Genomic DNA, 21,484 nt, shown 5'->3' with positions numbered 1-21,484 from the left:
GCAATCAGCTCTGGCCATCCGCTCCGGCCATCTGACCAGATCAGGAAAAACCCTGGAAAAACAGGTCCGCCTTTCTCAGGTCACGTTGGGTCATACGCTCGGCAACGCCGCGTGGAACTTTGCTAATCAGGCTGATCATGTCGATGACCGAGCCGATGGAAGTATCGGCGCGAGAGGCCTTTTCCAGTTCGCCGGCGAGCGGTTCGCGCAATGTCACCTTGTCGTAGGTCAGAGCATCCTCGCCCTTGCCCAGCTGGATGGGTTTTGCAAACTCGATAACGATTTCGTCTTGTTCGTTCATGACTCAGTTTTCCTTCACGGATGCGCTTTCCCACTTCACCTCGATGGTGCCGTCGGATGATTTGGCTTCTTGTTGATCGATGGTCCACATGTTGCTGCCGATGATGGTTTTGCCGTTGGCCAGCTCGGCCACCACCGTGACGTTGTCCATCGCGTTGATATCGTCCAGGCTCAACTCACCCGAGTTGCGGACGGTGGCCGCGATGTAGCCGGCCGACGGGCTCTCGCTGAACCCGTGAACACCGTCCTGACCGGAAAGCGTCTCGCGCTTTACCCCAGACGTGCGGTACGAAAAGTCACCGGCCAGCATGTAGCTCTTGCCGTCGACCGACAGGTAACAGGTACCCGCCAGGCGATTTGGATTTGCCATGTCATTTCTCCAGGCGAAAAAAAGCCGCTCTAAAGCGGCCATGAATGAATGCCTGGGTGGTTACAGGCGGAATTGCGCAAGCAGCGCGAACACGCGCAGCTGGTTGATCAGCGTGCCAGGCCACAGCACGTCGACGCGGTTCGGGTTCGTCGCGTTCTTCTCGACGATCAGGGCTCGTGCAAAGGCCTGGGCGTCCTGCACGAACCCTTGGTATTCCAGCGTCGTGTACTGGGCGATCAAATCGGCCTTGATGATCGATGGCGTCACGATGGCCGAACCTGGGGCGAACCGGGTGCCGTCGGCGGCCAGCTTCACCCGCCCATACTTCGACGTGATCAGCGTGCGTTGAGCGCGCAGCACGAACATCAGCAGAAACAGCGTTTCCACCTGCAGGTAGCTGTCATCAGCCGATCCGTAGGCGTTTTTCTGATACGTCGTGATCAGGTTCTCGATGGCCACAGTGCCGTCGCTGGCCACCGTGAATGTCGAGATACCGTCCCACAGCAGGGTATTGCGCTCGCCCAGCATGAAGCGTGAAGCCGTCGGCGGTGCCAGCACGGTGCTGAGTGCCAGCGTTTGCAGCGGTCGGCCCGGATCGGCACGCAACGCCACGGCAGCGGCACCTGCCACGTCGGCAGCCCAGACCCACGCCGGCGATGGGGAGTTGTTGAACCCCATGATCGTCTCGTGCTGGTTGTTACGCGCATTGCCGGCAGTGGCCAGCGTTGCGAGCGTGCCGCGCTGGGCGGCGAACACGTGGCCATAAATCTGGTTGGCATAGCTCCAGCGACCGGTGCGGTCGTTGAGCAGGGTTTTGAGCGCATCGAGCGAGGCCGTGTCGGTGTACGGGCAGACGATGAAGTCGAACGACTCGTCGCCCAGGTTAGCCAGCGCAGCGGTCAGTACCGGATTGGTCGCACCCGCAGCCATCGGCGTGATGATCAGGGTCAAGCCGGCCGGGGTTGCTTCGCCACCGGCAGTACCCCGGTAGTTCAGGCGCAGGTCAATCTCGTTGCCGGACAAGCCTTTGTTCTTGGCCGTGAGCGTTACCGTAACGCCGGTGGCCGCTGCGGTGACCGGCAGATCCGGCGAGCTATTCACCAGCGCCGCCAGAGCTACCGCGATGTCGGCCGCCAGTTCGCCGGCAGTAACAGTCAGGCTCAGCAGCTGGCCAGCGACATACAATGACACCACACCTGTCGCGGTCGGGGTGCCCGCCACCGCAAGGGTACCGGAGGCTGCCGTACTACCGGCCGCATCGGCCAGCGGCAGAAACCAGATTTCACCGAAGTCGTCAGACGCTTTGTAGGCCGCCGTCATCAGGGCCAGCATCGAGCCCAGACCGCCTTTGGCCTGCGCATCGCTGACGCCCTGCCCCAGCACCGGCACGTTGACCACCGCATTACCGCTTGCGGTCACCTGGCCGATAATCAGCGTACGCTGGGTCTGCGCGCCGCTGTTTGCACGGCTGTTGTCGACCTCGGCATAGAACAGCGGTACGCGCAGGTTCGACGGGATATTGCTGAATGGGACGGTCATTGATCGTCACCCGCATCGTCTGCAGGCAGATCCTGCTCGTCGTCGGGCTCAGCCAGTGGCGGCGAGGCATCCGTGCTTTCGGTACCGGCGCTATCGGGCACCTGCACCGCCTCGGGCGGCGTCAAGCTCACATCGCCGTCAGCCAGGCGCCGCTGCCAGAACACGTCGTCGGGCACTTCACGGCCCGATTCGGGCACGATGTCGCGCTTGACCGGGTCGCGAACGACCAGGCCAGGGGTTGGATAGATGCGCATGATTACTCCTGCGGCGTAAATTCAAAGGTGAGGCCGCTTTCATTACGGCCGTCAGGGCCGCTGGTCCTCGGCGCCGGTGTGACGGCATCGGGAAACGGCGGATCGGCATAAGTGCCGGTCGGGTCGACGATATCGACCAGGTCGTTGTTGATCCGAAGATCGAGCAGCGGATTCACCGGCGCGATGGCAGCAATCGCTGCAGCAGCATCAAAGCCTTCGCCTGGATCGGGCTCGTCGTCGATGGGGTAGAAGTATTCAGGCCCTTGGTAGAACTCGATGCCGACATCCATAACCAGCTCGGCAAGATCGGACTCGCCCTCCCCGTCATCAACCATTTCGGCATGAATGAAGGGGAACTGCTGAACCCGCTCCATCAGCGCCGGGTTGTTGATCAAAATCCTTTCGATTCGGCGCTGAAGGGCTTCCAGCTCCAGCGTGGCCTGCTCGGCGCCGGCATTTTTTGCCATCGTCGGCACCTCAACCCGTACAGCGATACGCAGCGTTGCTGTCACGGTGTATTGCGGCGCCCCGTTGCGGCCCAGACCTTCCTTGGTCTCTGCCGGCGTATACAGATAAATCAACGGGTAGCTGCCCTTGGTCGTAGGCCAGGTCCTGGCCGCATACACCCTGTCGCCCGCAGATGTCGCCCCTTTAAGGGCAGCAACAGCAAGCTGCCGCAACTCAGATGTCGTAGTCATCGCATCACCCCCAGCATCAGCTTTGCACCACCATGGCTATCCGGCTGAACATCCTTGATCAGGTACCGTTTTCCGGTGCGCGGGATATACAACTCGTCATCCTGCTGCGGGTCGACTCGGAATGCAGAAAGGCGTACGCCCAGCACTGGCTGAGTAGTGTTGGCTTCAACCATGGGGTTGACCATCGTCACATCGTGCCAGGCTGCGTCGAACACTCCATCAATGGCATAGGGCTCACCGTCCTGCGGGTAATACATGATCGGCCCGCCGGCCTTGTCACCCTCACCAAACACCCGCTCCAGCGGCCCGAGTACAACCGCGTCCCAATCGATGGGCATGGTTACTTCAACTTGCCGGACATCAGCACTTCCGGACGGGTGCAGATGTGCAGCGGGTAGCTGTACACCTCGGCTTTCCACCACATGTTGCGCTGCAGATCCGGGATCGGCAGGACATAGATCGGCTTGCCGGGCGTGTTGACCCACTCGAAGGTCTCGCCAGGCGCGTAGGCCACTTCGAAGATGCCAGGAGCGCCTTTGGGGAAAAACTTCACCTCGTTCGGCTTGACCGAAATGGTCTTGCCATCATCCGAACCCCGGTAGTTGAACCAGTTGATGCCGCCAAAGCGCATCGCCTGGAAGGCATTGCCTTGGCGCAACTCCTGTGCCGCCGCCCAGTTGTAATAGGTTTTGGTCACATCAGGGTGGCTGGTCAAGCGGTCCCAGAAGTCGTCGCCGCACATGGCATAGACCTCGGTCGACGGCAGGAAGGCCCCTTGAGACTTGCGCGCCATGGTTCGCACGATGTTGTTGCACAGCGGACGCAGGGAGTTGGGCTTGATGGCCGAACCGTCCGGATTGATGCCCAGGTCAAACACGATGTCCTTGGGTTTCTCGATGCCGAACTCTGCGAACCAGTCGAACTTGATCTCACCGTCCGCATCCAGGCACATGCCCTGAATTGCTGCCAGGCGCTGAAATTCCCAGGTGTACTCGATGTTGCTGGTGAGGCCAGTGGGACCGTTGAGGCGGCGCGCCACTTCGGTCTGCACCTGCATCAGCTCAGATTCGCTGCCGAAGGCGCGGATATTCTGGATTTCCTGAGCGGTGATAGTGTCCGAGTGCATCAGACGCGGCACCTCGAAGTAACGCGCCTTACGCCGCTCGGTGACGCGCTGGGTGCCTTCTTCGCCGCGCTCGGAGAACGGGATCAGGACCAGTTTGCCCTGCCGTTCCTCGACGGCCAGCGCCGTGGTGCGAATCGGATTGGGCGTGAACAGCCCCAGCTCACCGACACCGGTGGGCAGGAACGGATACTTTTCGATAGCGGTGGTCAGGGCGATTCCGGAAAAGGCATCCCGGTTGAAAATGTTCAGCGAGGCCATGAAGGCTCCTTGAAATGCAAAAGCCCGCCGAAGCGGGCTGTAATCAATGAAGGTTCAGGGCTAGATCAGCGCTGAATGACGCCCTGCAGTTCCAGGGCCGCCGTCGCGGCGTTCTGTTGCGCGGCACTGAGCGACGCATCCCAGATCAACTCCTCGGCGTTGACCTCGGCCTGACGCACGACAGCCGCAGCGTGTACATCGCCGCGTTCGGTGTCGGTCATGCGATACAGCACGCCGTAACGGGTGATATCCGCCGATGCGCTGGTCACCGGCCGCCAGCCTTCGCCGGTTTCAGTCACCGTGATGGTGAAGCTGTCGTCCTCGACGAACGCCGTGGCTCCGGCACTGAGCTTGAAGCCGATGCCGTGGGCATTGAACACATCACCGACGGTACCGGGCCCGGTGACCACGTCCTGGTCATCGCCGGGGTCGACCGTGCCACCCAATGCCGGCACGGGCTGACCATTGGGGGTCTCGACGATGAACTCGGTGTCCGAGATCAGCGTGACGGTGTAGACACCCACCATGGCCGGAGCTTTGGCGACCACACCGCCCAGAGTGCCGTTGCCGGAGTTGCCCGGAACAGCGGCGCCGACAGCCGTGTAATTCAGGGCCGAATAGCCCAGTACGGTACCGGCCTGCAGAACACCGTGACCACCGGACAACTGCACGCCGTCAATGGACAGGTGCCCATTGGCCTGCGACACGATGAAGCCACCCGCATGGCGATTCTCCACCAGCGGGACTTGAGGAACGTACGACATGTGTTTCTCCTGCGAAACGTGAATGACTTCAATCAGCCGCGGGCTTTGCCCATGGCGCGATCCCAGCTACCTGCGACCTGATCGGTACGGCCTGCGTTGTGCCCACCTTCGGAGCCCAGCTGGGGATTGCGGTTGGCTCGGCCGTTAGCACCAGGGTTGCCCGCCGGGGTATCGCGCAGCACCGCCAAGGCCTGCTTGCGGCTCATGCTGGTGTTGAACGCCAGATTGGCGGCCAGTGCCGGGTTACGGCCGGCATTGCGAGAACCGAAGATGGCCGCGCAACGGGCGCGCTCACGGCGACGAGCGCGGGCGGCGGCACTCTTGCCATGCAACTCGTCCTCGTCATCATCAGCGTCTGGATCATCGTCATCAGCCCGCTTGGCGCGCCGCGCCTTGCGCCCCAACGGGGGATCCCTGTCATCGTCATCATCGGCATCCGGATCGTCATCATCAGCGTCCGGGTCATCGTCGTCGGCATCCGGATCGTCGTCTTCGGCGTCCGGGTCATCGTCATCAGCGTGCTTGCCACGCTTGCTGCTCTTGGCACGCTTGGCACGGCGCGCGCGTTTGCTTTTTTTGCCATCCGGCTCGCGCTCGTCATCGTCGTCGCGCTCATCGTCATCATCGCGGTCATCGTCTTCAGGCAGATCATCATCGGCCCGTGCGGCCTGGCCGCGTCGGGCGCCAATGCCTGCCAGATGGGCGAACGACAGCGCGCCCGCCAGTCGAGAAGAAAGGGACATGGGAAAACCTCAATAGGGGTGTTGGGGGTTGAACTCAGTGAAGCGTCTTGAGCAAGGCGCGGAAAGCTTCGTCCGGAGCCATGACGGCATCAGCAAAACCGATATCGACACCTTCGGCACCGAGGAAGGTGGTGGCCTGGGTCTTGCGAACCACCTTGGCCGACAGTCCACGGTTACGGGCCACGGTCGTTACGAACAGTTCGCCCATGGCGTCGACATCGCTCTGATAGCGGGCCAGGGCCTGTTTCGATAACGGTCGGGAATCGGCACCGTCTGCCTTGCGGTCACCGTAGTGAATCAGCGTGACGTTGACGCCGGCATTGCCAAGGGCCTTGGACATATCGACGTGCATGCAGATGACACCGACGCTGCCGGTGCCCCCGGTACGCGGTACCGTAACGTAGTCGCACGCGCTGGCCAGGGCATAGGCTGCCGAATAGGCACTTTCGGACAGGATGCCCCAGATCGGCTTTTTGCCTCGGGCCTTGTAAACAGCATCGGCCAGGTCAAAACAGCCGGCCACCTCGCCACCAGGGCTGTCAATGTCCAGGACAATGGCTTTGACCGACTTGTCCTCCAGGGCCATGCTCAGGCATGCCCGAAGACCGTCATACCCGGTCATCCCGGAATATGGTCGCATGGTGCCCAGCTTCTGCACCAACGTGCCGGTCACTGGAATGATCGCCACACCCTGGACCACTTCATAAGCGCGGCTGGATGCCGGTTCGCCGATATCGTCGTCCCAGTCGTCAAGCGCGACGACACGGCCATTGCCGTGAAACAGGCGCGCCAAGCCGAAACGATCAGCCAGCGCTGCCATGACGATTTCTGCCTTCTGCGGCGTGATGGCCAGCGGCACGTTGAATAGCTTCTGCGCCAGATGCGGGTAGTTGGTCATTCTGATGTTGGCTCGTTCATGGGATTTGGTTGGTTGGGGTTCAGCGGGGCATAGCCCTCTGGCAGCGGCAGCCCGGCCTCCTTGAACTGGGCAACTTCCGCCGCCCGTTGCTGGATAACCTCCTCATAGTCGAGCCCCTGCTCGGCGCATTCGCGCTTGAGGGTCGACAAGCCACCCTTGATGCCCAGAATCGCGCCTTCCTTCTCTTTCACCGGATCCACCCAGCCACGTGCAACACCCAACCATTCGCAACGCGAATAGGCCGTGCGGGCCTCCAGGAAGTCCGGGGCATTGCGAGGCATCGGAAGCATGTTGCGATCCATGGCCTCGTGCAGAAAGCAGGAATAAACCGGGGTAGCCGTACCGACCTTAAACTCCGTATTACGCCGGGTGAGCGTTTTCCAGCTCTCCAGCAACGCGGCCCGCGCACTGGAATAGTTGGTCTTTGACCAGTCCTGCGTCACCTGCTCGGCCGAAATGCCGGCAGCGGCGGCGAAAGTGCGCAACATCTCGTGCGCGAACTCACCGAAGCCGCTATGCGGGTGTGCTGCTCCCACCGAGGTGATCGACTCTCCCGGCGCAAGCGTCGGAATGCGGGCCCCCGAAAGCATGGCGGGCCGCTCATCGGCCCAGTCGGCCCGAATCTGCTGATAGGCCGACAGCTCGTCGCTATCGTCCAAGGCCTCGCGAACCTGGTCAGGATCGTAAGGGCTGGTCACATAGGTGCCGAACGTCGCGGCAATGGTGGCCGCCTGCAGTTCGACACCGTAGTACCGGGCCAGCATCTTGAAGCGGGCCAGCACCGGCGTGAAAATGCCGACGCCCCGATTCTGGCCGGCGCGGTCATGCTCAAAATCATGGATCACCCGCAGCCAGCCGTCCTCATCCTCGCGCAGGACTCGCTCCCATTCCATGCTCTCGATAGTGCTGTACCAGTCGTTCTGGTGGGCCTTGCGGATGTGGTAGGCCAACGGCACGCCATCGTCATCGATCTCGACCCCGCCGCGCATGTAGCGGCTATCCACCATCTGGTAAGGGTTGGATAGCCGGTCCGGGTCGACCACCTGAAAGGCGGTGGCAAAGGTTGCGCCTCCATAACCAACCCGCTCCGGCTTCCAGTGCGTCACGATCAGCGAGTCGCCATCGACTAGCTTATGCCGCAGTGCCAGGCGTAGTTGCTGCGAAACGGTCAGTTGCCGTGACACGTCACTGTAGCGACCGATGTCATCAGAATAGGTCCGCCAAAGTGCCTCAACCTCGCGCCGGAATTCCTCGGCCCAAGCCGCATCGAACCGGCGGTCACCGCTCAGGGCCGCCAGGGCGCGGTAGTCCGGGTTAGCCGACAGCCGCAGGGATGCGCCGACGGTGTTGTCCAGAATGCGGGTGATGCCGCCTGCAGCCCAGCCATCGTTGCGAACCAGGTCGCGGCTGCGAGCCACCATCCGGTCGCGATACTGGTTGATTTCGGAGTCCGGTGAGCGGATCCATGGCAGCCAATCGCCCATTTCCTGCGTGGCCAGATTCGCCGCTTCATAGGGAAACAGGGAACTGCCGCTCACCCCAGAGCCGTAACCGGTCACGCTGCCCTGCTTTTTCGGCGGCACAGGCGCAAAGGGACGGCCCCGGGCATCGAGAATGGCAGTTGGGTTGGTCATTTAGAACACCGGCCGGATGGCTCTGCGTTTACGCATGCCCAAGGCATGCATCAGGGAGTTGATGTGGGCTTGCAAGGCGCCCAGATCGGCACGTGTGTAGGTGACCGAACGCGTCCCGTCGCCTTGGGTGTAGCTGTAGGCTTCACCCTTGGTGCCAGTGCTGAGTTCATGCATGGCCTGCTGGGCCTCGCCCAGCCACCTCTGCAGAGTCAGCTTGGGAACGCCGGTGAAATTATTCGTTGAGGGTGTACGCACGATTCTCTCCTATGCCATTCGGGATACCGAAGAGCGCTTTTTAGGCTTCGCAGGGGTTGCCCACTGAGTCTGGGGTGGCGTCGAATCCGGCTCCGACATACTCGGCGCATGTGCTAAGGGCCTCGGCACCGGTTGGCCGATCAGCGAGTTGACGTCCTCTGCCCGTTTGTTAAGTTTCAGGCCTGCATGCAACAGCCCTTGCAGAGCCGCATAGCCATACACTCGGCAGTCCAGCGCCTCGTTTGCACGTCCTGGACGTGGCTCCCAGACGCGGTACTTGTGACCACCCACTTCCTTGACCACCGACCGCTCGGACGTGAGCTGGGCGTAATAGTTGATGTCGCGGCTCGCCGGGAAGTGCATGTAACCCGGGCTGGGCATACCGGCCTTGGGCTGCTCTTTCATCAGGCGGTTGATAATCGTGTCCTTCGCGGCATTGACACCAAGGATGACCGGCCTGTAAGTGGCCTTGCTGCGCCGGCTGGGCACCTTCGTCGGCCAGACTGGCGAGCGCTTTCCGTTACGCGCAGACTCACCCTTGATCGCCCAGATACGGCGCCCGATCCGGGCCTTGCAGAAGCTGTACACCGCTTGGGTGTGGTGGCCACCGGAGTCCTGACAGGCCGCCATGACCTCAAAGCCCCGACCATCAGCGCGATACCAGATCCGCTTCAGGTACTGATCCAGTGCGGCCTGCACCTCGGGCTGATCGAATTCGCCTTCAATCACGTGGTAATCAATGGACCAAGACTCCTCATTGGCCCCCCAGCCGATCACCTCGATTTCAATGCGGTAATCCTGCGTGTCGATGCCGACCGTGATCAGGGCAACCCCGTCAGGAACCTCGGCGCTCCACAGTTCGCCCCGGGCTGCCAAGGCTTCGATCTGGATTTCACGGCCTGAGTTTTTGCGATAAGGCAGGCCGAGCTGGGTGTTGTAGAACGCCAGTTTCATGTCCTCGTCGTCACCACAGGCCAGCCATTTGCGAGCAATGTCCGCCGGCTTGTCCTTGGCCCAGGGGCTGTAGAGCTTCGACGCGGTAAAACCGGCATGTTCATTGTCGACCGGCAGGCTGCCGCAGGTCGGGCAGCGCGCCCGGTAAACGGCATATCGCTCGCTGGCCCACCAGGTCCATACCTGATCAACCGAACCGGCCGACTCCAGCTTCCAGGCCGCGTCATACAGGTCCAGTGGCACATGCCGCTCATCACAGCAATGAAAGGGCCGGGTCTGATGCCAGCGGATCGTCGACAGCGCCTTGAGGCGATCACCCTCGGACCATTCCGCGCCGCAGCCTTCGCAGAACATGCGGGCCGTCTTGGGCAGGTGCTGCCCGTTTTCGTCCTTCTTCCAATGCACATGCTTGAAGAAGTCCGGGAACTGACGATGCCCGCAGTGACAGCACTGCAGTGACGCACGTCGGCGATCCGACTCCAGGTAACTCTTTTCAATCCGGGATTCGTCTTCGACCGTCGGCGAGCACGCCCGGACCGACAGCCAGTTGGCCCCGAAACTCGCCGTCCGTTCTTCGGCCAGCATGATCGGATCGCCCTCACGGGTGATTGGGTACTTGTCCACCTCGTCGGCCAGCAGGACGCGGATCGGCCGGCGCGCCAGGTTGTCCGGACTGCCGGCGCCGGCCAGTGCCAGAAAGCCACCGGCAAAGGCCTTGTACAGCAAGGTTTCGTCGCTGCTGCGGGTCTTGCCGCTGCCGATCAGGTTGCGCAACACCGGCGTGCTGCGGATCAGCGGGGTAATACGCTCCTTGGAGAACTGTTCGGCGGCGTCTTCCTTCGGCTGTAGCAACAGCATCGGGCACGCGTCCAGGTGCGCGAAAAAGCCGAAGATGTTTTCCAGCAGTGCCGTCTTGAGCAGCTGCGTGCTGACCATCACCGTGATGACATGCACGCCTGGCTCAGTGACCGCCATCATTGGCCCGCGTGCCACCTCGACGGTCGAGGTTTCCCATCGGCCCGAGATAGCACCGGCCTCCTTGGCCAGGCGCCGGAATTTATCGGCCCAGTCCGGCACACTGATGCGCGGTGGCGGTGTGAACCCTCGCCGAAAGGCAATGCTTAGCCGGTCACTTTTGCTCAGCGAATTCGACTTCTGTTTCCGGCTGGCCGAGCTGGGCAATGTGCTTGTGGACATACTCGGTCAGCACTCCTGTTATGCGATCCGCCTCCTGCCCAATCTCGGCCGCGATCAGCGGCCCGACCCGGGTCGGCCAATTGAGCCAGGCATCACGCATAGCGCGGGCCTGGTCGAAAAGGATGTTTTCGGCCACCTCTAGCGACACAAGGGAGCCGGATTTAGTCTCATATTCCAGTTGCTTGAGCAGCGCCAGGAAGTTCTCTTTGCGGCGCTGCGCCTCGGCGTAGTCATGCGAAGGAACCTCGCCGGTGGCGATCAGCCGCTCGACAAATCCTTCCAGGGATTCATCCTCGTCATCGCTGTCTGGGTGCGAACCTGCGAACACCTCAGTGCGAACATGTGTGTTCGCAGTTCGCACTGGCTGTTTTGGTGGATTTGTAGCGGTCGCCCGCCATCCACTACCAACCAGTTGCGGATCCACTGTGCCATCGTCCAGAGCCCGCAGCCGGCCGGCTTTCAACGCCCTTCGCACCAGGGTGTCGGACACCCCTTCACGGCGTGCGAATTCGCGTATGGAAATGCCTTGGCTCATAAGTGGGTCCAGAGGGTGCGAACACCTTTGAAAATTCATAGCTGGGGATACATCGAGCCGCGCAATGCCCTCGATGCATAGATCCTCAGGAGGGACCCGCGATAGGGGGGTGGGGGCCTACCCCCTACCCCCTGAACCAATCTGGTGCGGCTCAGCAGCCCCGACATACGGTCGACTTTCGCGGCGTCACTTGCTTGCTATCTGGCGGTTGCCTGAGCCCTTGCCAGACCGTCCCTGAATGCAGACGCCTTATGCCGATCAATCTCTTCCTGAGCCGTGCGGCGGTAGTTGAGGCGCTTGTTCACCGACACCGCATCGCCGAAACGAATCAGGAGTTTGAGTTTGCCGGTGTTGTTGGCACCGCCTTTACTGACGGCACCTTTGCGCTGCACGCCCTTGGGCTTTTCGTGCGGTCGTTGCCAGACGCCCTTGATGACACCAGCTTTGGTCTTGACCGGACCAATGAAAATATCCTTGCGCGCCTTGAGCTTGGCCAAGGTCTTGCGCGGCAGCTGCCCGTGGCGGTCGAGCTGGATATTCTTCGGGTTGAGCAACGAGCGACCCGGCAGCACGTGCAAGCCGCCTTCCTCGTATGGCCTGAGGTACTTCGCTGCAATCGGACGGACAAATACAGTGGCCTGCAATGTGTCGCGGCGCGCTCCCTTCATACCCACTGAGTTGCGAGTGAACGCCTTCGGGTTCTTGAGAGTACGTCCGAGCTGCTTGCTCTCCGCCTCTTGGACGCGCTTGGCCAACTCCGTCAACGCCAAGGCAGCTCCGTATCGGATCTGCTTTTGTGCCAGGGCACCCAAGGATCGGGAAAACTCCTTGAAGTCTGCATGCACGGAGAGTTCGATAGACATAATTTCCCCGCGATATGAAATGCAAAGTTGCGAATTTGAGGAACAGGCTACTTGCTCTGGCTGCGCAGGATCTGTGCGTCGACTTGGTCGGCGCATGTGTCGAGCAAGTTGATTGCCCGATCTTTTAGCGCCCAGACATTGCCGTTCAATTGCAGATCAGCGTCGGCATCGCTCACCCGCTCGCATGGCACCAGCTCTGGCGGCTCAATTCGAACTGCGGTTGTCTTTGTTACCACCGGTGCTGCGCAGGCCGTCAGGCAGAGGCTGAGCAGCCCAATCACGCACCGGCTTGCTGTTGCGCTTGAGTTTTTCAAAGTCTACCCTCGCCTGTCTGGCTTTCGTTTCGCTGGACTGTAGCCGCTTGGCCAAGTCGGCCTGATAGTCGGCGTTGCGCTTGGCCTCGGCACGTAAGGTGGTGATCGTGGCCTGGCTTTCGACGTTGGCAGCGACTGCATCGGCCCTGCTCTTTATCTCGATGGCCAGGTCACCCTGTAGCGTGACAACCCGGATCTGCTGGATGGCGATCAGCAAGGCCGCCACGATCGTGATCACCAAGGCGACCGCGATGATCCGCAAGGCCGCGTAGGGCTTGCCGATGGTGTTCGCTGTTTCGATGCTCATACCGAATCCGCCTTGCGGTTTATGACCCGCAGCAAGAGCTCTCGTACCGCCGTCACGCCGAGAAAGCCGATAGCGCCGCCGGCAACGATGGAGGCGCTCATGGGCCAGTCCATCCACTCGATGACGATGGAGGCAACGAGACTCAGGCAACCGCAGATCAGCGACTCCAGCAGGATGCGCCAAGGTTTGGTGCCTGGAGCGTCGTACAGCACGCGCAGGAATGAAATTACGGTCGCCATGATTACCCCCTGCCATAACGGGTCGGAGATGGCCAGGTAGATTCGGGCCCAGGTGTCTGGTTTGTCAGGCATATGAGCACCGGTGTATTCCCTTTCGGGAGCCGTAAACGAAAAAGGCCCACTGATTAGCGAGCCTTGGAATGGTTATGTTTAGCGTGTGGACTTGGTCCCAAAGGCTTGCTATAGAGACCAGTTGGCGTAACACCACTATCGAAAGGAAATCGAAATGAGCTACCCAGTCATCCTTCCAGTTGAAGATTTTCCAATCGGATCACCTGGCGAGATTGAGCTGCTGCAAATACTGCAAAGCTCTCCACTTATCCAAGTGCGCAGAAGCCCAACCTTTACACATGGATTCTGCTATTGGACCGTTGCGAATCTTTGCAAGCAATATGGAGGGGCCTTAATTCAAGGATGGCAAATCACCCGAGTCCCTGGCCTCTACATTGAGGCTACACATCACGCCGTGTGGCATTCACCAGACGACGAGCTTGTTGATCATTGTCAACCGACGCCAGGTTCTATCAACGAACAGGGCTTCACTACATTCTCGATCTGCCCGCCAATCCAGATTGACCTCAATTGGCCAGTAGTAATAGAGAACAAGCATGTCTTGTTGAGTGATGATCCACGAGTTGATCAAGCTTTGACTCAATACCGCCTCAACAACCGAGCAACTGCAAGCGCCCGAGATGAAGCAAAAAAACTTGACTGGAGGTGGTCAAGCGATGGTGGCTGGATACCAGGCAAGCGTCCCAACCGCAAATTCAGGGAAGCTGAAAGCCAAGCGACTCAGACCCATGACTCTCTCCACGAGATTCGAGCTGAGCTTCTGCGAGATCATTTTCAACGCTAGCCAGCCCAATCCCGCGACAGCCTATAGCCAGCGAGCTGCCTGGGAACAGGGCAACCCGGATTCCGCCGATGGTTCTCGACGGAATTCGGAGAGCCTGAGCAGAAATCTGAGCATCTAGGTTTGACGTCTCGGCGCTATCCATGACTGACTCCATTTAAAGAAAAGGCCCGCCCACGTGGCGAGCCTTTGAATATGTGCGTGTCTTCCCGCGCTGCCCGCCACAGCCACCCAAGTGAGTGATCGGGATTGAGCGCTGCAACTGCCGGTGTTCTTTACCAACACGAGACTGTCCGGCTATTCCGTGTCCAGGCCCGCCCGAAGGCCCACCCTGGCTGTGGCATCACTGAAAAAGCAAAAGCCCCAGCATATGCCGGGGCCTTGAGGGATGGTGTGTCTATTGAAACCAGTGATACTGGAATATGAGCCAAGCAGCGATCAGGCTTGCGGAGACACCAAGTACGACAGATAACGAATGATTGGCCAACCACGTCAACCAATTAAATTTTTCTTTTCTATTACCGGCATTGGAATCAACCACCACCACATCACCAACTCTTCCTTTAGCCTTGATCAAGGTTGGGTCTGTGGTAGAGCACTTATTGACATTTATATCTCCGGCTTCTTCGAGATCAAGCAGAGGCATGGTCGCTTCCTTCTGACCCGTTTCCTGCAGGCGCAAGGTTAAGAGACCCTTCACTGTGATGGACGTTGTCTAGAGTTAGACTGGAACGGACGCCCTTGACGGCATGTTCGCTTTCAGAAGAAATACTGTTCGAAATGCATACCTCTTCCGAGTCCCGAATCAAAGCTATCGGCAGCCCTTCAGCCACAACATTGTCAAGCTCACCGCCAATGCATCCATCCAACTCAATCGCAGCAAGCATAGCTATCTCGCATTCTGATCCCCTCGTCGAGAAGACAATAATGCCATATAGCCATCTGGTCAATAAACGCCAGTTGCTGATGGTCGGAAAGGAGTCGAACCCTTACCGTTTCCAGCAGCTCCGGGTTCAAACCGGATTGCCCACCGCTAGGCGCCACCTTCCAGAAATGAAAAAGGCCAGCACTTGGGCTGACCTATGGGCGATTTATTAGGCTAACTACCACTCTTTGGCGGCCCACTCAGCACCTTGAGTATCTTGAGCACCCTCAGCATCCTCACCCTCAAGAAAGTCATGGCCCGCCCAGGTCATCTCGAAATTGTCTTCTGCGCGGCCTTGTTCGTCCTTGGTAAACTTCACGAATCCGGCCGTCTCAAGCAGGTTTAGATGATAATCCAGCCAGTCTGAACGACCTGTCTTAGGATCCGGGTGTCTTTCCGCGAAAACACCGTGGATCTCGCTTCGATACAGCCCGCCACCACCATTGTCCTCACCGACGATGACTTCGAGGATCTCTTTGGCCAGTGCCTTGTTGCGATTCATGTGCATCCCTCTCGATTCATGCCAAATGGCCATACAGAGGCTAGCTCAAGAATCGAAAACAAAAAGCCCAGCGCGATGGCTGGGCTTAATGTGGGGTGTCGCGCTGTTACAGCTGAACACCGTGCTATAAAAACAAAGCTATTCCATATGGACAACTCTTTTTTTAAGCAGCATTGCGAAGGCTTTCCAACGCACAATCGATCCAGGCGACACCGGCCTTGATCAGCTCCCGCGCTTTCATTTCACTGACCTTGTAATGACGCCCTACCTTCACGGCTGGCCACTTTGACCCGAAGTAGAGCCAAACCATGTCGCCCATCTGGGCATCGCGGCGGCAAAGCCGCGCAAGCGCGCCATCTACGGCCAAGGCCAAGTCGTCAGTGATCACATACGACTTTGATGCGCTGGGCACCATATCGCGCATGATCGCCAAAGATGGCGATACATAGCTTGGAATGCCCTGCCCATCCATACGCCACCACCCCCACTGCTCAAGCATGTATTCCGTGTCGCCCAGGGGGCGATGCAGCGGCTTGCGAATCATCATGAATCAATCCCCTGTGTAATTTGTGCCGCCTGCGCCCAGACGGTTGTTGTGTTGGTAATGCCCCTCTGGACCAGCGATCCGAGGCTTATTTAATTGGTTGATCAGGTGCTGAGCAGCTTGCAAACGCAGGCTCATCTGGATGACCAGGTCTTGCAGCGGCAGGGCCTGGCCGTCATCGGCACGAACCCAACCAGAGGCGCTGCAGGCATCACAGGGAAGCTCATGAAATATCCCTTTGATAACGGCTTTCCCGCGGCAAACTTGACACTGAGCGAGGTCGATCTGATCGACATGCAACGCCGGTCCGTGGCGCTTTTTCAGCATTTCGATTCCTCGCCTTTTACAGAATCCGATAAGGCATTGCAGGCCTCGTCGTTTGTGGCCTGCACGGGATTTTGTGAATCTGCCAATTTGGTTGCAGTCAGGTTGTGAATGGTTTGAAAGCCGATGCCATCAAGCCAGTTGTGCCAGGTCTCCAAGGCGATCCGGCGCTGATGCATGGCTTGAGTGTGGATATACGTCGAGGCGATCTTGCCCAGACTGTGATTGAGCAGCATCTCGGCGATGTGGCCATCGATACCGAGATCAGTCCAGGCTGTACGGGACACCTTGCGCAAGTCGTGACTGGTCCATTCGCCCTCACCCAGCCGAACAAACACAGCATTGGCCTGGCTCTCGCTCAGCGGCAGCCCCTTTCGGTTAGGGAACAGGTATTTACCCTTGTAGCCCTGATTTACTTGCTTGACCCGGTACGCGATCAGTAACGCTTGAGCCTGAGCGGTCAGAGGCAGGCGATGCTCGGTACGGGTCTTGGTGTGGGCAGCAGGAATGAACCATTCAGCGTCAGGCAGCGAAATATCCGCCCAGCAAGTCTGCCGCGTTTCTCCCAAGCGCGTGCCGTGGGCCAGCATCATCAGAGCCAGCACCGCATCACCGGGCGCATGGCTGAAGGCATGAGCCAACTGATTCACGATTTCAGGCAGTTGCACGGTGCGCAATGCTGATGGCTTTGCTTTGATCCGGCTCTTTGTGAAGTCCTTGAATCTCATACCCGCCAACGGATTGCTGGTGATCAAGCCCAGCTTGAGCGCCTGGCTGAATGCCGTCTGCAGCAGCACAAACATCAAACGAATGTAGGACAGTGACAGCGTGGCTTGACTGGGCCAGATGAATTTTTCATCAAGGCTTGCCGCGTTTAGGTCGGCCACGGCCAGACTTCCCAGCATCGGATGCAAATGCTGTTTGATTGCAGATTTTGACGTGTTCTTGCGCTTTGCCGACAGCGAACGGTCACGGCTCATACGGTCGTTGTACCAGTTGAGCAACTGACCGACTGTTGCGAAGCAGGCGCCGGCCTGGGCGGCAGGATCGGCCAACAGCCGCTGACGGATCGCAGGCAGCTCGGCAAGAATTGCTGACAGGCCAATGTCGGGATAGTGCGCGATCGGGGTCCAGGCTTTGCCCTTGACCAGATACCAGGTAGCTCTTGCACGATCCTGATGGAATCGCAGGTAAAGGCCAGGGTAGCGAGCATCCCGAATGTCACGAACGATAGAATCTGCGGCCTGACGGCGAATTTCAGCGTCTGAAAATTTCACAGGACGGGTAATCATGCGTCACCTTGGGGAAACAGGTTCAGCCCATTGCGATCAGCCGCGTCAAACGCTGAGCGCGCATCGGCGCGCTTGTTATTCCAACGGTTGATGGCAACCCGTACCACATCCGCGACCGTAAGGTCGTACATACCCTCAAAGGTCCCAAGAGAGCAAGAATCAACCTCTGGGCCTTGAGCCCCACATTCGTGGCACCACACATACGCCGTGTAATCTTCATCAAAGTCTTCGGTTTGGGGCCTGTCGTCATCCACTACCGCACGGGTGATGAAATCAACGGCGGTGACACATGGAGGGCCTTGGCAGAATGGGCAAGGATCCATTTTCACTTGAACAGTCATGCAGCCGCTCTCCATCAAAAGCGCTCCTTGTTGGCGTATCGACTGGACAACGAGGCCACCTTCGTGGGCTTCTCGACCGGCTCAGGCTTCCAGCCAGCGGCTAGGTTTTCGAAGCGGTTGTATTGACCGAGGAATGCGGCACGCACAGTGCCCGTCTCGACATCGCGGCCTTTGCCAATGATGATTTCAGCGATGCCTTTAGCTTCGGTGTGCTCGTTGTAAATCTCGTCGCGGTACACGAACAGGATTACGTCAGCATCCTGCTCAATGGCACCGGACTCGCGCAGATCGGAAGGAATCGGACGTTTGTTCGGGCGCTCTTCGCACTTGCGGGAGAGCTGGCTCAGCAGCACGACGGGAATGCCCAGTTCCTTTGCAAGCAACTTGCATCCACGGCTAATGCTGCTTACTTCCTCAGTTCGGTTACCGCCTTCCCCGTCGACCAGTTGCAGGTAATCGATCACCAGCAAGTCCAAGCCATAACGCTGCTTTTGACGGCGAGCAAGGGAACGAATACGGCTCACTGCCGTGCCTGAACGATCCGCGATGAACAGTGAAGCGCGACTCAGCGTGTTGGATGCGGACAGCAGTTCGGTGGGATGGGACTCACAGGCTGTGCCGTTCTTCACCAAGTTGAGCGGTATCCGACCCTCAGCAGCTGTGGCCCTGTCGATCAGCTGGCCCTTGTTCATCTCCAGGCTGACTACGAGCGCGGACTTGGCCTGTCGAATAGCCACATCCAACGCGAAGCCCATGGCCAAAGTGGTTTTGCCCATGCCTGGTCGGCCGGCAACGATGATTAACTGGTCAGGCTGCAAGCCACCCAACTTGTCGTCGAGGTCTTTCAGCCCCGTGGAGAGCCCCATCAAGGTCTCGCCGCGACTATGCCGGTCATGCCGGTCTTGCCAGACTTCGAGTTGGTCGATCAGAACATCGCCCGCTTTGACGATATCGTCATCACCAGAGCCTGCATCAACGGCCATTGCAGCGGCCTGGATTACTGCAATCTTCGCCTGGGTGTCTTGGTCACCATGAGCGATGTCCATGGCTTGCGAGCCCAGGGTGAACAAAGCGCGATCAATGGCACGCTCGCGCACAATTCGGGCGTATGTGCCTGCACTGGCAATGCTCGGAGTGTTGCGTACGATCTCAGCGCAATAACCGAATGCGCTGGCACCATCGAGCAGGATGTTGATGTGGTCAGAGACTGTCAGGAAGTCGACAGCCTTGCCAGCCGACCGGCAAGCCATGATTCCGCGAAAGACTTCGGCGTTTTCAGGGAAGTAAAACGACTCGGCTGACAGATCGTCGGCCAGGGTGTCGATCAGCTCGGGCCGCTGAAGCATTGCGCCGAGAAGGCCGTGCTCAGCTTCGACGTTGTACAAATCACGCATTGTAATTTCCTTCCACGACCTTGACGAAGTTGCTTGGGGCGATCAGCCAATCGAACGTGGCGCGGAACGGCGCGCTTCCGCCCTTCCCGCTTGAGCGGCCCATCAGGAAGTCCGACTCAGCAACCGTGGCGAAGTACTCGGTCCAGAAGTCCAGGCTCTGGTGAACATCGCTCTGGTTCCATCGAGCACGAATTTGTTTCTTGCGAATTTCGGATACGAGAATCACAGCAGGCAGTGCCGGACTCAGAACCCGATTGAACAAATCAACGATGTCCTGAACTGGGCATGTGGGCGATTGCGGGACGCGATTGCCGACCTGTGACGGTTCAATTGACGGTTCCTTTACGGTTCTGGGGGCACGTGGTGCCGGGGTGGGGGGCATCTGGTGCCGGGGCGGTGGGGCATCTGGTGCCGGGGGGCATTTGCTGCCGGGGGCATATCGTGCCGGGGTTACCGTGTACCAGGTGGAGCGACCAAACCGCTGATCACTCGTCAGTAGTCCTGACTCTTCGAGCCAGCGAATAGCATTCCGCACAGCGCGTTCGGAAAGGCACGTGCGAATGCAGATTGTGGCAATCGATGGCCAGCAGACGCCTTCATCGTTGGCATTGTCGGCCAGCGATATCAGCACGGACTTTTGGGCGGGACTCATACCCTGGAGCGGCCAGCAGGCCGCCTGGACAATGGTGCTCACAGCAACCTCGCTTGCGTCAGGTCTGACAGCAGGCAAAAAAATGACGCATCAGGTCGATTGGTCATCGCTGATGGCCTCCTACTGGTTAAAAAAACAGCCAAATCAATGCCCTGTTGGTGTATGGCCATAGGACGGATAATCAACTCGCTCTTAACGTCAGGGATGGTCAAAAAAGTAATTCGCGAGCTGCTGGACTGTCTTGATTCGGGGATTTTGGGTAGCGCCAGTCACCATTTTGCTAATGGTGAAATAGGGAACGCATGATCCCCGGCTTATCTCCGGCCAGTCCCCTTTGCGCCTGTTCAGCTCAGTAATCACAAAGCCGCTCAGGTCTCTCTTTGGCTCAAAATTCGCGTCAGTGCATTTCATGGTGCTCGGCCCGTCTAGCTATTCGCGGCTAGGTTAGCCACGAACGGGTATTTACGCAAGCCGCAAACGATTAGCCATTGGTGGCACTATTTAGGGGTAAATTGACAGGTGCAATTAATGGCTACGATCGAACAGGTTCTGTCTAACAACCTGAAGTTTTTAATGGCTTCAAATCCCGACCTCTCGACGCAGCTAAAGCTTGAGGATCGCTCGGGCGTAGGGCAGACGACCATAGGGAGAATTTTGCGGGCAGAAACGGAAGCCAAAATCGGAACCGTTCAAGACCTGGCAAAGACCTTTAAGGTGAGCGTTGGAGAACTTTTGGATCCAGGCCTTGTGGCAAAGCTAAGCGGCTCTGATGCTAATATCAGTGGCACCAGTGGTGGCATTGGGCTCGTACCGCTGATTTCATGGGTTACTGCAGGGATGTTGTACGAAACCATAGGCTCTCAGACGTTTAGTGACGCTGAGGAATGGCTTGAGTCTCCCTTCAAGCACGGGAGGCAGACATTTTGCCTAAAGATCCGTGGCGAAAGCATGTGGCCTGAATACAAAGATGGCGAGATCATTCAGATCGATCCGGACGTGATCGCCAAGCACAATGATGACGTTGTCGTGAGAACTCCGGATGGAAAAGCGACATTCAAACGCTTTCAAGAAAGCGAAGATGGGCAATTTTTGCTTGCGCTCAATCCTGACTTTCCAGATCGGATAATTCGCGTTCCTGAGGGAACCATAATCTGCGGCGTATGCACCGGAAGCTGGATGGACAGACGGCACAAAAATTAGCACGCAGAAAAAACCCCAACCCGCTGCGGCGGGTTTTTTATTACCTGCAATTAACACAAGCCGTAAACGCATAAATATTTAGCCGTTTACGGCTTGACACTCTACCCATCTGCGCATAATTTATAGCCATGAACGGCTAGACATTCAACCAATCAGCCGAGCATCGCTCTTTACACAATCTGACGTGA

At 58.7% G+C, this 21,484-nt stretch carries 27 protein-coding genes and 1 pseudogene; 2 read left to right on the top strand and 26 right to left on the bottom strand.

Annotated features, from left to right (window positions below; translation table 11 throughout):
• Window positions 1–40: 40 nt before the first annotated feature.
• The 17 genes from ACYAS9_RS31340 to ACYAS9_RS31260 form a co-directional block, all read right to left on the bottom strand.
• Window positions 41–301: a phage tail assembly protein gene (locus tag ACYAS9_RS31340; protein ID WP_463572390.1), complete on the bottom strand. Its 261-nt coding sequence runs from the start codon at window positions 299–301 to the stop codon at window positions 41–43.
• A 3-nt stretch (window positions 302–304) separates the two neighbouring features.
• On the bottom strand, window positions 305–670 hold the full coding sequence (locus tag ACYAS9_RS31335) for a phage tail tube protein (protein ID WP_463572389.1): 366 nt from the start codon (window positions 668–670) through the stop codon (window positions 305–307).
• Window positions 671–730: 60 nt separating this feature from the next.
• On the bottom strand, window positions 731–2,209 hold the full coding sequence (locus ACYAS9_RS31330; protein ID WP_463572388.1) for a phage tail sheath subtilisin-like domain-containing protein: 1,479 nt from the start codon (window positions 2,207–2,209) through the stop codon (window positions 731–733).
• Window positions 2,206–2,463, bottom strand: coding sequence for a DUF2635 domain-containing protein (locus ACYAS9_RS31325; RefSeq protein WP_463572387.1), 258 nt, complete (start codon window positions 2,461–2,463; stop codon window positions 2,206–2,208). The genes ACYAS9_RS31330 and ACYAS9_RS31325 overlap by 4 nt, the downstream gene beginning before the upstream one ends.
• A gap of 2 nt (window positions 2,464–2,465) precedes the next feature.
• Window positions 2,466–3,161, bottom strand: coding sequence for a phage tail protein (locus tag ACYAS9_RS31320; protein WP_463572386.1), 696 nt, complete (start codon window positions 3,159–3,161; stop codon window positions 2,466–2,468).
• Window positions 3,158–3,499, bottom strand: coding sequence for a head-tail joining protein (locus ACYAS9_RS31315; protein ID WP_463572385.1), 342 nt, complete (start codon window positions 3,497–3,499; stop codon window positions 3,158–3,160). Before ACYAS9_RS31315 ends, ACYAS9_RS31320 begins: the two co-directional genes overlap by 4 nt.
• A 2-nt stretch (window positions 3,500–3,501) precedes the next feature.
• Window positions 3,502–4,545 (bottom strand): major capsid protein, encoded by a 1,044-nt coding sequence (locus tag ACYAS9_RS31310; RefSeq protein ID WP_463572384.1) that lies wholly within the window; start codon window positions 4,543–4,545, stop codon window positions 3,502–3,504.
• A 65-nt stretch (window positions 4,546–4,610) separates the two neighbouring features.
• Window positions 4,611–5,309 carry a head decoration protein gene (locus ACYAS9_RS31305; RefSeq protein WP_463572383.1) on the bottom strand — a complete coding sequence of 233 codons (699 nt, stop codon included), beginning with the start codon at window positions 5,307–5,309 and terminating at the stop codon, window positions 4,611–4,613.
• A 32-nt stretch (window positions 5,310–5,341) separates the two neighbouring features.
• The gene (locus ACYAS9_RS31300; protein WP_463572382.1) at window positions 5,342–6,052 is read right to left on the bottom strand and encodes a hypothetical protein; all 711 of its coding nucleotides are present in this window, start codon (window positions 6,050–6,052) and stop codon (window positions 5,342–5,344) included.
• 34 nt (window positions 6,053–6,086) lie between these two features.
• Complete coding sequence (locus ACYAS9_RS31295; RefSeq protein WP_463572381.1) at window positions 6,087–6,950, bottom strand: S49 family peptidase; 864 nt, start codon at window positions 6,948–6,950, stop codon at window positions 6,087–6,089.
• Window positions 6,947–8,605 (bottom strand): phage portal protein, encoded by a 1,659-nt coding sequence (locus tag ACYAS9_RS31290; protein WP_463572380.1) that lies wholly within the window; start codon window positions 8,603–8,605, stop codon window positions 6,947–6,949. The genes ACYAS9_RS31295 and ACYAS9_RS31290 overlap by 4 nt, the downstream gene beginning before the upstream one ends.
• On the bottom strand, window positions 8,606–8,860 hold the full coding sequence (gene gpW / locus ACYAS9_RS31285) for a gpW family head-tail joining protein (protein WP_463572379.1): 255 nt from the start codon (window positions 8,858–8,860) through the stop codon (window positions 8,606–8,608).
• A 9-nt stretch (window positions 8,861–8,869) separates the two neighbouring features.
• On the bottom strand, window positions 8,870–10,891 hold the full coding sequence (locus ACYAS9_RS31280; RefSeq protein WP_463572378.1) for a phage terminase large subunit family protein: 2,022 nt from the start codon (window positions 10,889–10,891) through the stop codon (window positions 8,870–8,872).
• A 52-nt stretch (window positions 10,892–10,943) separates the two neighbouring features.
• On the bottom strand, window positions 10,944–11,546 hold the full coding sequence (locus ACYAS9_RS31275) for a hypothetical protein (protein WP_463572377.1): 603 nt from the start codon (window positions 11,544–11,546) through the stop codon (window positions 10,944–10,946).
• A 197-nt stretch (window positions 11,547–11,743) separates the two neighbouring features.
• On the bottom strand, window positions 11,744–12,409 hold the full coding sequence (locus ACYAS9_RS31270) for a hypothetical protein (protein WP_463572376.1): 666 nt from the start codon (window positions 12,407–12,409) through the stop codon (window positions 11,744–11,746).
• A gap of 204 nt (window positions 12,410–12,613) precedes the next feature.
• Window positions 12,614–12,985 carry a hypothetical protein gene (locus ACYAS9_RS31265; RefSeq protein ID WP_463572462.1) on the bottom strand — a complete coding sequence of 124 codons (372 nt, stop codon included), beginning with the start codon at window positions 12,983–12,985 and terminating at the stop codon, window positions 12,614–12,616.
• Window positions 12,986–13,026: 41 nt separating this feature from the next.
• The gene (locus ACYAS9_RS31260; protein ID WP_463572375.1) at window positions 13,027–13,341 is read right to left on the bottom strand and encodes a phage holin, lambda family; all 315 of its coding nucleotides are present in this window, start codon (window positions 13,339–13,341) and stop codon (window positions 13,027–13,029) included.
• Window positions 13,342–13,495: 154 nt separating this feature from the next.
• On the opposite strand from ACYAS9_RS31260, the gene ACYAS9_RS31255 reads away from it, so the two are divergent.
• Entirely contained in the window at window positions 13,496–14,125 is a 630-nt protein-coding gene (locus ACYAS9_RS31255) for a hypothetical protein (protein WP_463572374.1), read from the top strand.
• A gap of 394 nt (window positions 14,126–14,519) precedes the next feature.
• Here the strand turns inward: ACYAS9_RS31255 and ACYAS9_RS31250 are convergent, their stop codons facing one another.
• The 9 genes and pseudogenes from ACYAS9_RS31250 to ACYAS9_RS31210 form a co-directional block, all read right to left on the bottom strand.
• On the bottom strand, window positions 14,520–14,768 hold the full coding sequence (locus tag ACYAS9_RS31250; RefSeq protein WP_463572373.1) for a hypothetical protein: 249 nt from the start codon (window positions 14,766–14,768) through the stop codon (window positions 14,520–14,522).
• 457 nt (window positions 14,769–15,225) lie between these two features.
• Window positions 15,226–15,549 carry a hypothetical protein gene (locus ACYAS9_RS31245; protein ID WP_463572372.1) on the bottom strand — a complete coding sequence of 108 codons (324 nt, stop codon included), beginning with the start codon at window positions 15,547–15,549 and terminating at the stop codon, window positions 15,226–15,228.
• Window positions 15,550–15,712: 163 nt separating this feature from the next.
• Complete coding sequence (locus tag ACYAS9_RS31240) at window positions 15,713–16,096, bottom strand: antiterminator Q family protein (RefSeq protein WP_463572371.1); 384 nt, start codon at window positions 16,094–16,096, stop codon at window positions 15,713–15,715.
• 3 nt (window positions 16,097–16,099) lie between these two features.
• Window positions 16,100–16,417 carry a hypothetical protein gene (locus tag ACYAS9_RS31235; RefSeq protein ID WP_463572461.1) on the bottom strand — a complete coding sequence of 106 codons (318 nt, stop codon included), beginning with the start codon at window positions 16,415–16,417 and terminating at the stop codon, window positions 16,100–16,102.
• Entirely contained in the window at window positions 16,414–17,709 is a 1,296-nt protein-coding gene (locus ACYAS9_RS31230; RefSeq protein ID WP_463572370.1) for a tyrosine-type recombinase/integrase, read from the bottom strand. The genes ACYAS9_RS31235 and ACYAS9_RS31230 overlap by 4 nt, the downstream gene beginning before the upstream one ends.
• Window positions 17,706–18,050: a Lar family restriction alleviation protein gene (locus ACYAS9_RS31225; protein ID WP_463572369.1), complete on the bottom strand. Its 345-nt coding sequence runs from the start codon at window positions 18,048–18,050 to the stop codon at window positions 17,706–17,708. Before ACYAS9_RS31225 ends, ACYAS9_RS31230 begins: the two co-directional genes overlap by 4 nt.
• 14 nt (window positions 18,051–18,064) lie before the next feature.
• On the bottom strand, window positions 18,065–19,444 hold the full coding sequence (dnaB, locus tag ACYAS9_RS31220) for a replicative DNA helicase (protein ID WP_463572368.1): 1,380 nt from the start codon (window positions 19,442–19,444) through the stop codon (window positions 18,065–18,067).
• Window positions 19,437–19,706, bottom strand: coding sequence for a hypothetical protein (locus ACYAS9_RS31215; RefSeq protein WP_463572460.1), 270 nt, complete (start codon window positions 19,704–19,706; stop codon window positions 19,437–19,439). The genes dnaB and ACYAS9_RS31215 overlap by 8 nt, the downstream gene beginning before the upstream one ends.
• Window positions 19,707–19,997: 291 nt before the next feature.
• Window positions 19,998–20,096 (bottom strand): annotated as a pseudogene (locus tag ACYAS9_RS31210) (helix-turn-helix domain-containing protein); the annotation flags it as partial.
• Window positions 20,097–20,624: 528 nt separating this feature from the next.
• Here ACYAS9_RS31210 and ACYAS9_RS31205 point away from each other — a divergent pair.
• Window positions 20,625–21,296, top strand: a complete 672-nt coding sequence (locus tag ACYAS9_RS31205) for a helix-turn-helix domain-containing protein (RefSeq protein ID WP_463572367.1) — start codon at window positions 20,625–20,627, stop codon at window positions 21,294–21,296.
• The last annotated feature ends 188 nt before the right edge of the window (window positions 21,297–21,484 follow it).

It is taken from the genome of Pseudomonas sp. HP_08, from assembly GCF_055284095.1.
The sequence above is the reverse complement of the archived record's forward strand: the minus strand, read 5'-3'. Positions and strand labels throughout refer to the sequence as shown.

Coding starts and splice junctions, on each gene's coding strand:
- ACYAS9_RS31295 (WP_463572381.1), bottom strand. CDS start 6,950: ATGACCAACTACCCGCATCTGGCGCAGAAGCTATTCAACGTGCCGCTG.
- ACYAS9_RS31205 (WP_463572367.1), top strand. CDS start 20,625: ATGGCTACGATCGAACAGGTTCTGTCTAACAACCTGAAGTTTTTAATG.
- ACYAS9_RS31225 (WP_463572369.1), bottom strand. CDS start 18,050: ATGACTGTTCAAGTGAAAATGGATCCTTGCCCATTCTGCCAAGGCCCT.
- ACYAS9_RS31245 (WP_463572372.1), bottom strand. CDS start 15,549: ATGAATCGCAACAAGGCACTGGCCAAAGAGATCCTCGAAGTCATCGTC.
- ACYAS9_RS31260 (WP_463572375.1), bottom strand. CDS start 13,341: ATGCCTGACAAACCAGACACCTGGGCCCGAATCTACCTGGCCATCTCC.
- ACYAS9_RS31340 (WP_463572390.1), bottom strand. CDS start 301: ATGAACGAACAAGACGAAATCGTTATCGAGTTTGCAAAACCCATCCAG.
- ACYAS9_RS31240 (WP_463572371.1), bottom strand. CDS start 16,096: ATGATGATTCGCAAGCCGCTGCATCGCCCCCTGGGCGACACGGAATAC.
- ACYAS9_RS31290 (WP_463572380.1), bottom strand. CDS start 8,605: ATGACCAACCCAACTGCCATTCTCGATGCCCGGGGCCGTCCCTTTGCG.
- ACYAS9_RS31315 (WP_463572385.1), bottom strand. CDS start 3,499: ATGCCCATCGATTGGGACGCGGTTGTACTCGGGCCGCTGGAGCGGGTG.
- ACYAS9_RS31275 (WP_463572377.1), bottom strand. CDS start 11,546: ATGAGCCAAGGCATTTCCATACGCGAATTCGCACGCCGTGAAGGGGTG.
- dnaB (WP_463572368.1), bottom strand. CDS start 19,444: ATGCGTGATTTGTACAACGTCGAAGCTGAGCACGGCCTTCTCGGCGCA.
- ACYAS9_RS31335 (WP_463572389.1), bottom strand. CDS start 670: ATGGCAAATCCAAATCGCCTGGCGGGTACCTGTTACCTGTCGGTCGAC.
- ACYAS9_RS31300 (WP_463572382.1), bottom strand. CDS start 6,052: ATGTCCCTTTCTTCTCGACTGGCGGGCGCGCTGTCGTTCGCCCATCTG.
- ACYAS9_RS31325 (WP_463572387.1), bottom strand. CDS start 2,463: ATGCGCATCTATCCAACCCCTGGCCTGGTCGTTCGCGACCCGGTCAAG.
- ACYAS9_RS31330 (WP_463572388.1), bottom strand. CDS start 2,209: ATGACCGTCCCATTCAGCAATATCCCGTCGAACCTGCGCGTACCGCTG.
- ACYAS9_RS31270 (WP_463572376.1), bottom strand. CDS start 12,409: ATGTCTATCGAACTCTCCGTGCATGCAGACTTCAAGGAGTTTTCCCGA.
- ACYAS9_RS31310 (WP_463572384.1), bottom strand. CDS start 4,545: ATGGCCTCGCTGAACATTTTCAACCGGGATGCCTTTTCCGGAATCGCC.
- ACYAS9_RS31250 (WP_463572373.1), bottom strand. CDS start 14,768: ATGCCTCTGCTTGATCTCGAAGAAGCCGGAGATATAAATGTCAATAAG.
- ACYAS9_RS31255 (WP_463572374.1), top strand. CDS start 13,496: ATGAGCTACCCAGTCATCCTTCCAGTTGAAGATTTTCCAATCGGATCA.
- ACYAS9_RS31320 (WP_463572386.1), bottom strand. CDS start 3,161: ATGACTACGACATCTGAGTTGCGGCAGCTTGCTGTTGCTGCCCTTAAA.
- ACYAS9_RS31230 (WP_463572370.1), bottom strand. CDS start 17,709: ATGATTACCCGTCCTGTGAAATTTTCAGACGCTGAAATTCGCCGTCAG.
- ACYAS9_RS31305 (WP_463572383.1), bottom strand. CDS start 5,309: ATGTCGTACGTTCCTCAAGTCCCGCTGGTGGAGAATCGCCATGCGGGT.